We start from the raw sequence: 1160 nt of genomic DNA on the forward strand, positions 1-1160 counted from the left end.
CGATGCTGTACACGCAGGAGAGCAGCACCACCGCCCAATACCGTTTCACCGCCCGAATGTGGCGAACGCGGTATCCATCCAGCTTCAGTTGATCTTTCGCCTGCCGGAAAAAGCACTCGATCGTCCAACGCTGAGCATAGTAACGCAAGATGTCTTCGTCCCCGAGTTCCCGGTCGGTGCTCAAGATGCAATGAAGATGTTCCGGCGCCATCGGCTGATCCGCCTTCCAAGCCAGCAGCACCACCGCGTCATCGAGGCCATGGATGGCCCCCTCATAGCGATACACGCGATAACGCTCCTGCCCCACCGTGACGAGGCGGGTGTCTTTGGACTCGATATAGCGGGCAAACTGCTTGGCTTGGATGGCGATGCCTTTCGGGTAGAGAATCCGGTTCGTCTTGAGCATCGCGATGACATGGAATCCCTGTTTCAGACAGGCTTCGATGAGCTTTTTGGACGGATACCACGAATCCATGAGCACATACACCGGCTGAGCCCGCTTCACCTTGAGCGAGGAAAGCATCTCGATCGCCAGGTCGATCTTGCTTTTTCCCGCTTTCTTGTCATACAGGCGGAACGCAAATGGGAACGCCTGCGTGAAGGTGTGCACCATCAGCCAAACGAGCGAATGCCCCCAGACCGATTGATGATCTTTATGCGAGTAGTGCCAGTCGCACCCTTGAATGGCGTGCACAGCCCGTGACGAAGGCTTTGTTTTTTGGCAAATCGTATCATCAATCGAAACCAAAAGGGGTTGATTCTTCCGTTTGGCCAGTCGTTCGACCTGGGAAAGGATCCACTCTTGAAGCTTCCCAAGCAGCCTTTCCTCGTTCCAAGGGCTTTTCGTGAAAAAGTGACGGAGCGTCGTTCGATGATTCGGATGAAAGCTCCAGTAATGAATATCAGTCAATGTTCCCGAGAATCCCTTGGTGGTCAAGGCATCGACAATATGAATGAGATGCTTGATGACCGGTTTGGAAAGCTGCAGCGTCAACCCCAGCGTGAAGAAAAACTTGTGGATTCCTTGGTGATGTGCTAATCTATTCATGAGACATGAACCTCCTTGTGTGAATGGGTTTTGAGCACATCTATTTTACCCAAGGAGTCCGGTTCATGTCTCCTTTTTTGTTTAGTTGTCAATTTATGTAAGTGAATTTGCT

The 1160-nt window shown here is 51.8% G+C and carries 1 protein-coding gene; it reads right to left on the minus strand.

Annotated elements, in window-relative coordinates; all coding sequences use genetic code 11:
• The coding region (locus tag ACFPOH_RS10945) for an IS701 family transposase (RefSeq protein WP_390309656.1) at positions 1-1048 on the minus strand (1048 nt) is incomplete at its 3' end.
• Positions 1049-1160: the final 112 nt, after the last annotated feature.

The organism is Ureibacillus suwonensis, assembly GCF_042655065.1.
GTDB lineage: Bacteria > Bacillota > Bacilli > Bacillales_A > Planococcaceae > Ureibacillus > Ureibacillus suwonensis.